Origin of the sequence: uncultured Marixanthomonas sp., from assembly GCF_963974425.1 — a bacterium.
Lineage (GTDB): Bacteria > Bacteroidota > Bacteroidia > Flavobacteriales > Flavobacteriaceae > Marixanthomonas.
The window spans coordinates 1-8,990 of the sequence record NZ_CAXBCK010000073.1; the positions used below are offsets into that span (position 1 = coordinate 1).

The 8,990-nt window shown below is 35.3% G+C and carries 7 protein-coding genes; 1 reads left to right on the top strand and 6 read right to left on the bottom strand.

Annotated features, from left to right (window positions below):
- Positions 1-618: 618 nt before the first annotated feature.
- Positions 619-1,371 (top strand): hypothetical protein, encoded by a 753-nt coding sequence (locus AACZ92_RS15805; RefSeq protein WP_339703428.1) that lies wholly within the window; start codon positions 619-621, stop codon positions 1,369-1,371.
- Positions 1,372-1,564: 193 nt separating this feature from the next.
- Here AACZ92_RS15805 and AACZ92_RS15810 read toward each other — a convergent pair whose 3' ends face one another.
- The 6 genes from AACZ92_RS15810 to AACZ92_RS15835 form a co-directional block, all read right to left on the bottom strand.
- Positions 1,565-2,788 carry a glycosyltransferase family 4 protein gene (locus AACZ92_RS15810; protein ID WP_339703431.1) on the bottom strand — a complete coding sequence of 408 codons (1,224 nt, stop codon included), beginning with the start codon at positions 2,786-2,788 and terminating at the stop codon, positions 1,565-1,567.
- Position 2,789: 1 nt separating this feature from the next.
- Positions 2,790-3,788, bottom strand: coding sequence for a glycosyltransferase (locus AACZ92_RS15815; protein WP_339703434.1), 999 nt, complete (start codon positions 3,786-3,788; stop codon positions 2,790-2,792).
- A 20-nt stretch (positions 3,789-3,808) separates the two neighbouring features.
- A complete protein-coding gene (locus tag AACZ92_RS15820) occupies positions 3,809-4,807 on the bottom strand; it encodes a hypothetical protein (protein WP_339703437.1) in 999 nt (332 codons plus the stop codon).
- A gap of 9 nt (positions 4,808-4,816) precedes the next feature.
- The gene (locus tag AACZ92_RS15825) at positions 4,817-5,497 is read right to left on the bottom strand and encodes a sulfotransferase family 2 domain-containing protein (protein ID WP_339703440.1); all 681 of its coding nucleotides are present in this window, start codon (positions 5,495-5,497) and stop codon (positions 4,817-4,819) included.
- A gap of 11 nt (positions 5,498-5,508) precedes the next feature.
- On the bottom strand, positions 5,509-7,653 hold the full coding sequence (locus AACZ92_RS15830) for a class I SAM-dependent methyltransferase (RefSeq protein WP_339703443.1): 2,145 nt from the start codon (positions 7,651-7,653) through the stop codon (positions 5,509-5,511).
- Between the two features lie 29 nt (positions 7,654-7,682).
- A partial coding sequence (locus tag AACZ92_RS15835) for an ABC transporter ATP-binding protein (protein WP_339703446.1) occupies positions 7,683-8,990 on the bottom strand: 1,308 nt, incomplete at its 5' end.

Below are 8,990 nucleotides of genomic sequence, written 5' to 3' on the forward strand. Positions count from 1 at the left end.
AAAATCAGGAAATTCGAACTGACAACCGAAAACTAACCGTCAGGTCGAGTGCTCCTGAGGAACGAGGGAGTGTATCGAGACCTAATTGAGATCCCAACAACCAAAAGCGTTATCGATACTATTTTACCTGAGCTTGAGCTCAGCTAAAATCACTCGAACTGACAAAACTTGATACATTTTTATAAAGTCTTGCAGACTTTATAAAAACACTCGAACTGACATCTTTTATCCTTTTACTACTTACCATACACCATCCATACACCATCCATACACCATCCATACACTATCCATACAGTATCCATTTTTAAAATAGGCGGTTTAAATGGCTTTGAACGTACTTAAACGAAGCTCAACGTATTCAAACGGGTTTTATGGGCTGCATTGGCCTTCTTTTTAGTTATTTAGCCTTTAACAAACGCAACTAAACTTGAACGGAGCCTACTGTTTGCAGGGCATTATAAGGTATTGTAGGTTTGTTGTAACCGTTCTTTGAAAAGTGATTGAATGAAAATATTGTAAGTAGGAGCTCATGCTTGCGCGCGCTGATTTTGATTGCTTTTAAGACGGTTATTAAACTTTTGTATAACGATGCCCGAGGGCATCATAAAATTAAATATTATGCCAAGAATTAAAAGCCTTATAAAAATAGAAGGTACTCTGGATGAGTTGACCTTTTATAAAAGCCAGGACGGCTATATGGTACGCACCAAAGGCGGTGTGAGTAAAAAACGTATGGCCTCTGATCCTGCTTTTGCCCGAACCCGTGAAAACGGAACTGAGTTTGGGGAAATTACACGTAGTGGCAAACATTTGCGACACGCAATTACCGGTTTATTAGCAAACGCTAAAGATAACCGTGTTACCTCACGATTGACCCAAGTACTGAGTAAGGTAAAAAATGAAGATCTTACTTCGATACGTGGGCAACGCAATGTAGCCACCGGTATGGCAACGGTCAATGGGAAAGCCTGGTTAAAAGGTTTTGACTTTAATAATCGCGCCAATATGGACAGTGTGTTACTAAGTAATTATACGCTTGACACTGTTACCGGAGAGGTGGTTATCACAGATTTAAATCCCGCTCAACAGATTTCCGTTCCTGACGGAGCAACGCATGTTAGTTTTAGCAGTGGTTTTTTAAATCTGGACTTTAGCGATCCTGATGGGTATGACCTACAGCTGAGCCCAGAGATGAATGTACCCATTACCGGTACTGCCAATACTGTTACCCTTACCCCAGCTGCTGCTGCAGCCGGAACTGGTGAAAGTTACTATTTTTTAAAAATAGCATTTTTCCAAGAGGTCAATGGGATGCAGTATGCCCTCAACAATGGCGCGCACAATGCGCTGCAGCTGATTGAAATTTTATAACCCGAAGGGTGTTGATAACAGAAAGCGAGTTCTTATAGGGCTCGCTTTTTTTGTTTTATAAAGTTGCCTGAATATAAAGTTTTTTTATAAAAAAAGGGATTGCGACACTATTTATAAAACCTTATCGGTTTTCTAAAACACTTGAACTGACAACAGTTAAAACATTTATTAACTTTTAAATGAATAAGATAAATTATAAGTTTTCTTCATATAAATCAATATAGTGTTGTGTGGTATATTGATGATCAAAGGAAGCTGCATGTTCAATAGCAGCTTGAGACATAGCGGTATACACCTTGGGATTATCAATTAGGTATTGAACTTTTTCTGCCATCTCTGTAATATTCCTATCAGTTACCGTAAAACCCGTTACGCCACTTTTTAGGGTATCCGGGAAGCCGCCGGAGTTAAACCCGATTACGGGAAGGCCCATGGCCTGTGCCTCTATGGAAACCAAACCAAAGGCTTCTCTCCTACCGGTTATTTCATCGTAGGTTGAGGGCATTAAAAAAATATGGCTTTCATTTAGGGTGTGTTTTACATCTTCCTGACTGGCTTTCCCTTTAAAATAAACCGTTTCCTTCAAGTCCAGTTCAGCAACTTGCTTTTGCAATTTATCCAAGGATTCTCCGGCACCCCAAATGGTATATTGTACCAAATAGCCTGCATCTCTTAATTTTCTTACACAGTTGATGGCGTAAGTGTGTCCTTTAAGTTGTACTAACCTGCCAATGGTTATAAGTTTGATGGGGTGTTTGGGAATTATTTTCTTTTCTGTTCCCTTAAAATCAAGTATGTCTATCCCTATGGGAATGATATGAATTAAATTTTCGTCAATACCCAAAGTAAGCAATTGCTGTTTTAGGTATTGAGAATTGACGGTTACCGCCTTTACATACTTTCTATAAAAAGCACCATACGCTTTTTGAAAGCTTTCTTTATTTTCCAAAAATGCGTCAAAACCGTGAAAAGACACAATTACTTTGGGGTCTATATACCCAATTTTGGCTAACTTTTGTAAAGGATGCAGGGCATTGTTGAAATGTACATGGCATACTGCATTTTTTTTAAAATGACGGTATTGATATAGTTCCAGTAAGGGTTTTATATTGCGTTTTGATTTATTTTTATAATATTTAAAAAGATAGGTCAACACCCGTGGATGAAGTGCCATAAAGGCTAGCTGGCACCATCTAACCACTTGATATTTGGAGAACGAAAAAGGTTTTTCTATTTTTTCTTCTAGGTTGTATTGCTGCAAGGTGTCTGCTTGGGACGAATTATTTACCCCTCTATATTTAGCTACGAACACCCGCACCTTAAACTTGTTTTTTAAGGCAAAGACAATATTTGAAACCACAAAGGTTTCGGATACGTTTGGGAAGGATTTAACCTTTATGGCTATCGACTTTCTCATACTACTTGGTAGTGTTATTTTGAGGAAGCCAAGTTTTAATAGAATTTCGGTTTTTTGAATATTCCCTATATTGAGTAATTAATCTATATAGCCCTCTAAAATACTCCTTAGATATTTCTTTTTCTTCAAAAGAGCCTTTAAGTCTTTTTTTAGACTGTTTAAGAAAATCATTCTTTAAAGAACGAAATGCACGTTTATAAAAGGTTTTTTGTGTTACCTCTCTATTTTTTAATTCATCCACATAAACACTTACTATAAAATTTGATTCCGACATGGCTTTACGAAGCCTTTGGATGTAGGATAGTTTCATTCTCCCCTTCGGCATCCAGTGCTTAAAATATAAGCGTTTATCATACCATATCCTATATCCTAACAGCCGCAATGCATAACAGTATTCAGTATCCCCTCCTGAACTTAGTGCATCACCTTTTCTACAAGTTAGTAAAGGCTTAAACCCCAAATTATTTAAAACCATCCAATGACTTTTTCTAATAATCATTCCAGCACCGTACAAACATCCTTTTTTATTAGTAATATCACCACTTTCTTTTCCTTGTTTAGAAACTGCAAAATATTTCGCATATTTATCAAACCATTCTGGTTTATTGTTTTCAAAAACCGCTTCACACCATCCGCCCAATGCACCGATTTTTTTTTCTTTTTCCATTATATCGAAAGCATTCTGCACATAGGTTTCACATAACCAATTATCATCATCGCAAATCAAGAGATATTCGTACTTTGCTTTTTCATAACCAAGTTCTTGTGCATAAGACTTACCGGGTACAGGCTGAAAAAATGATTTATATTCAATAGTTGGGTTTCCATTTTCACGCCACCAATTATCGGCAAACGATTTTGTATTATCTGAAGAATTATTATCGACAAGTACAATTTCAACTTCACACGTAGTTTTTTGATTTACCAAGTGCGATAACGTATCGGCTAATCTAGCTCTGCCGTTATAGACACACATAATTATTGAAACTCCTTTCTTCATTAGCAACAATATTTCTGGTTTTAATATCCTTTTAAAATCATTCTAACTGTCTTCTTAAACAAAACGAAAGCCTTATGGAATCTATTATTTTTTTTTAATTTGACGGATGCGTTAATAGGCTTAGGCTTTTTCCCAAATATATAGTCAATATGCTTCAAAACATTGTAATTGTTTTCTATCAGGTCATCTTTATACTCTACATATAGAGGCACTATATCTTTCCGATTATCCAAATTGAAATTTTTGTTATAAGATGCAATACTTGGCAGGTTCTCCATTTTAAAATGGCTGTAATGAAAGAAAACCACAGGAGTTTTGGCATTATTCACGAAATACCGACCGTTCTCGTTAATGATTTTACGCTCATGCAGGTTCCAGTTAGCCACGTTATAGCCCAAATGTCTTAAAACAAAAACCCTATCCAAAAATGCAGGTGCATAGCCCAACCATATTTGGTCGTAGAAAAACCCTTTTTTTAAATCGTGAAATCCATACGCCCTTACCCGCTTGTCCCACCAATGAATAAAAGATTGGGTTTGTTCCGTTTTATTTACGGCCAGAAATCCAAGGTTATAAATACCTGTTCGCATCAAGTCCTTATCTTGGGGGTGGCCTGTATCGCCCGTTGGTGAACATATATGGGGGGTCAGAACAACTTGGTGCTCCTGAAGCGCAGCAAAGACTTCATTGAAAGGCGCAAAAACCTTTATATCCGGGTCTATATATAAAACCGTATTATAATCCTTTCCAAAAAAATGTGTAAATAATTTTGGTTTCACCACCGTACAGAGTTCGGCTATATTGTAGGTATCTGTTAACTCCGATACCAATTCAGGAAGTAGTTTGTGGATCCAAAATATTTTATCTGCCCCCAAATTATCATAATCTATCCCTTCATTAGGTTCATCAAGTATAGCAATACAAAAAACCACTTCTGGGTGGTACTTTTTAAAGGAAGTGGCCAAGGTTTTAGCATGGGCCAAGTAGTTATTGGCACAGATTGTAAAGGCAAGTTTCATAATGGTTTTTTAAATAAAGCGCTTCAATGTTTTAAATCCCTTTCTTTCATCTTCAAAACTATATTCTAAAAGTGAAATATCCCTTTCATAAATGTTTTTTACTTTCTTCATTCTTGATTTGGTATAAAAATTTGAATAATGTAAGTGACGTTCACTTTTGTTTTTATGTAACTCAAATTTCTCTTTTATTGAAAGCTGTTTTAAAATCAATGCAATATCGGCATCAAAGTTTTCAAACCTACCAATAAAATCAAGTTTATATTTTCCTTCAAAATCAAAGAAGTCAGTTTGATTTAATAAATGATCACCTAAATAATCATAATTGGAATTGTCGTTTAGAATTCTACTGAATTCATTAGTTCGGTTCAAGTAATCATTAAAACTACCCTTAACACCAGCATAACTTTGAATCCAAAGATAGTCTGAGTAGGCTCGATCCCAAGGGTTTCTAACAAATGTAAACTTAAAATAAGCATTCCATTGTTCCTCAGTTATGAGCTCCGTCTCCAATAACTGCTTGGAGGTTGCATGTTGCATATGCAATCTACGCTTTGGGCACCATCCAAATAAACGCTCATAGTCTGGCGTTGCAACTTTAAATTTAACTCCGGGATGAAAAAACTCGTTTATACTCGTCCCCGCCGTTTTAGGAATATGAATAAAAATACATTTATGTTCGTGGGAAATCATAATATGAATGTTTAACTAAACAGGGAGCTGAACACCCCTTTTTTCCTCTTTAAAATTGCTTTTACAAAATAGACATCGGTTCGTGACTCGTAGATATTCCTTTGGATATGTTCTTTCTCAATTTTAAAGCCTAAAGATGCCAATTCTTTTTTAAAGTTTTGAATAGTACCGTGAACACTAATAGGCTCTACTTCTTTATCTTCTGAAAGATTCCATAAGTCATTTGTATTCGGAACTAGATCTATTGTAAATAAAAGAGAACCATTTTTCTTTAAAAGTGTTGCTGCTTTCCTTAATACGCCAAACCGTATCTTTTTTGGCATATGTTCGATTACTGAAATTGAATATATACTATCGAATCGGTTCTTGGTTTTGTATTGTGAAAAATCTATGTTGTTTGATTGTATTTTAGGATTTATTATCGAATAATCCAAAAAACCCCATTCGTTCCAATTAGCTTTGTCTTTTTCTAACCTTTTAGTTGGATGAGAATCAACTGTGGTTACTTGCATACCCGTTTCGCTTAAACAAAGTGGGAGTGGACAAACTCCTGCTCCAATATCCAGTATTCTTCCTTCTACTTCACCTTCAAGCTGTTCTAATAACCAACTATATTCGAAAACTCGTGGATAGTGGCTTGTATAAAAACCCAGGTTGCTTCTAGAAACGTCTACTAAATAACGTAATAAATCGGGACGCTCCACTTCTTTAAAGGCTCGGTTTAAATTGTCTGAGCCTATATCTCTTTTATGTGTGTTGTCATTTGTTGAAGCTACAACAACTGAAACATCTCTATACTTACCCAATATTCCAATTTCATTAAATTTATCATACCTATTAATTTCATCTAAAATATTATTATAATAATGTGTTATTTTAGAGCTAAATGTTGGTGATTCACTGTATGCCCCAATGATAATACGTTCTTGCGCCTTATCAACGATGTTTTTTACCATTTCTTGGAATTCCCTTTTCTTGCTTTGATGAATTAAAACATCAAAACAAAAAATCAAATCGGCCCCAGTTACCTCCTCGTCTACTATGGATTGGTTCAAAAATTGCCAATCAGGCCTTTTTTCTCTGCCAATCCTCAATGATTCAGTGGAAACATCAAGACCAGTATAATTTTCAAATTGAAAATCTTTCATAAGCTCTAAATCTCCACACCCAACATCTATTATTTTGTTCTCTGTAAAATTATAGGTTAAATATTTTATCAAGTTTTTTTTATAGGAGAGTACATCTCCTCTAGACCCCAAACCACTTCCGAGCTCAGGATATAAAGAATACCTTAAATTCCAAAACATAGCATTATCCAAAGAGTTGTTTAAGTTTTTAAGAACACTTTCATTAACCTTATCAATCTCCTTATCGACGATGGACAAGCCTTTCTTCTTTATTTTCATATGTTCATCTATCTCCCGGTGGTAATGTAGAATTTTTGGAGTGATATTTGGCAAAAGGCTGGTGTTTATATGAGTAGGGAAATTAAAGTCCAAAGGTAAGTGGGTGAGTTTTTCACCTAAAGAAGCCATTGCCAATCCAAAAGCTACTTGATCTGCATGTTTACTATACTTAGGGGTAAAAAGGGGTGCGTTTTCAATGCACCAGTTAGCATAGGCTTTCCACTTGGGTGCAAGTTTTTTTAGAAATGTATTTGAAATAATATACACGCCACCATTACTATTGTTGAATTCTGTTTCCGTATCGTCGTTTAAAGGAAATGAACTGGTGAATGGAGTATAAGCAACTTCTGCTTTCTTATAAATGGTTTTTAAAATAGAGGAAGGCGGATTAGGAAAGTCAACAGGTTTTGCATATACTCTTTTATTTAAATCTAAACCTTCCAATGATAATACGGCTGTGTCACAGTCCATTAAAAATACGTAGTCAAAATCCTGATTATTTTCAAAAGTTGCAAGTTGCTGTAATTTATTACAATAAGGGTTGCTTTCTGAAAAAGGAGTTATTTCAATAATATTTACATTTTTGCTTTCCAACCATTGATAAAAATCTTCATTGGTTTTGTTTGTAGTGTGAACAAAAATATTTTCAGGTTCTACCTTTACCAGTTCCAACAAAGAGGTTACAAAAATATAGACTTGTGCCTTAAAAATTGGGTTGTTATCTACTACGCAGGAAAATTTAATTACCATTTTATAAAATCAAAATTTAATGTTTAAAATTATTTTAATTCCCATTTTGCAATAAATTGAACTGGTGCTAAACCAGTAGGTATTCCAACTATTTTTATAGAACCTATATTAGAATTAAACAAATATACTTTTCCATTCCCCCCCTCTTTTTTTACTTCATTGATAGCAACACCTACTCTATATACCCCTGTTGCTAAATTCATTTTATCGATATCTGCGCTAACATTAAAAGTTCCTTTAGCGTTAAATGGTTTTTCATTTAAATAAGAATATAAAGTTGCAACTATCTTAGAGTCTTTATCTATAAAGGAGTAATGAACTTCAAATCTATTAACTGTTTTATTTGCTTTTAACTTTAAATTCAAAGTATAATTTTTATAAAAATTTAAAATTGTTGTACCTATTTTTTCATTAAGTAAATTATTTTCATTATCAAAAATATTGAAATCTTCCAATTGAATTTCTCCTGTCCCGCTTATTACTTGATCTAAATCATTAAAGGAATCATAGTATTTTTCAATACCTGTACTAATGTCAGGAGAGTACACTAAAGTTTTTCCTCTTTCTAAGAGTAATATTTTATTAGCTATTCGTGAAATTTGCGGCATTGTATGTGACACAAAGATTACAGCCGTTTTATTTAACAAACTTCCAATCTTAGTTAAACATTTCATTCTGAATCCAATATCCCCAACCGCCAATACCTCATCTATAATGAGTACATCGGGCTCCATTTGTGCAGCTACGGCAAAGCCGAGTCGTACCTTCATCCCACTACTATAGTTACGAACCGGCATATCGATAAATTCGCGTATTTCAGAAAAATCAATGATTTCCTCTACTTTTTCATCTATTTCTTTTCTTGTAAACCCTAAAACAGCCCCATTATTGTAAATATTTTCACGGCCGCTTAAAATTGGGTTAAAGCCTGCCCCTAGTTCTATCAACGCTCCTACTCTACCTTTGATGGTTACTTTACCCGCATCTGGGTTAATAAGTCCGTTGAGTATTTTTAATAGTGTAGATTTCCCAGCTCCGTTGTGCCCTATGAGTCCTAAACATTCCCCACGGCGTAGCTCAAAATTGATATCTTTCACCGCCCAAAACTCCTTGGGGCGTAATTCCCGGTCTTTTTTATTGCCGGTCACCCCACTGGCCAAGTCTTTAACCCCATACCATAGGCTGGTCTTAAGGTCTTTACAGAACTTTTTAGAGAGGCCTTCGGCTTTTACGAGGATTTCGTTGTCTCTTGTAAGTTGGGGGTTATTGGTTGTCATTCGTGATTCGTGATTCGTGATTCGTGATTCGTGATTCGTGATTCGTGATTCGTGATTCGT

What these genes read in the sequence shown, in the direction of transcription:
- AACZ92_RS15825 (WP_339703440.1), bottom strand. Translation starts at nt 5,497, where the DNA reads ATGATTTCCCACGAACATAAATGTATTTTTATTCATATTCCTAAAACG.
- AACZ92_RS15810 (WP_339703431.1), bottom strand. Translation starts at nt 2,788, where the DNA reads ATGAGAAAGTCGATAGCCATAAAGGTTAAATCCTTCCCAAACGTATCC.
- AACZ92_RS15805 (WP_339703428.1), top strand. Translation starts at nt 619, where the DNA reads ATGCCAAGAATTAAAAGCCTTATAAAAATAGAAGGTACTCTGGATGAG.
- AACZ92_RS15815 (WP_339703434.1), bottom strand. Translation starts at nt 3,788, where the DNA reads ATGAAGAAAGGAGTTTCAATAATTATGTGTGTCTATAACGGCAGAGCT.
- AACZ92_RS15820 (WP_339703437.1), bottom strand. Translation starts at nt 4,807, where the DNA reads ATGAAACTTGCCTTTACAATCTGTGCCAATAACTACTTGGCCCATGCT.
- AACZ92_RS15830 (WP_339703443.1), bottom strand. Translation starts at nt 7,653, where the DNA reads ATGGTAATTAAATTTTCCTGCGTAGTAGATAACAACCCAATTTTTAAG.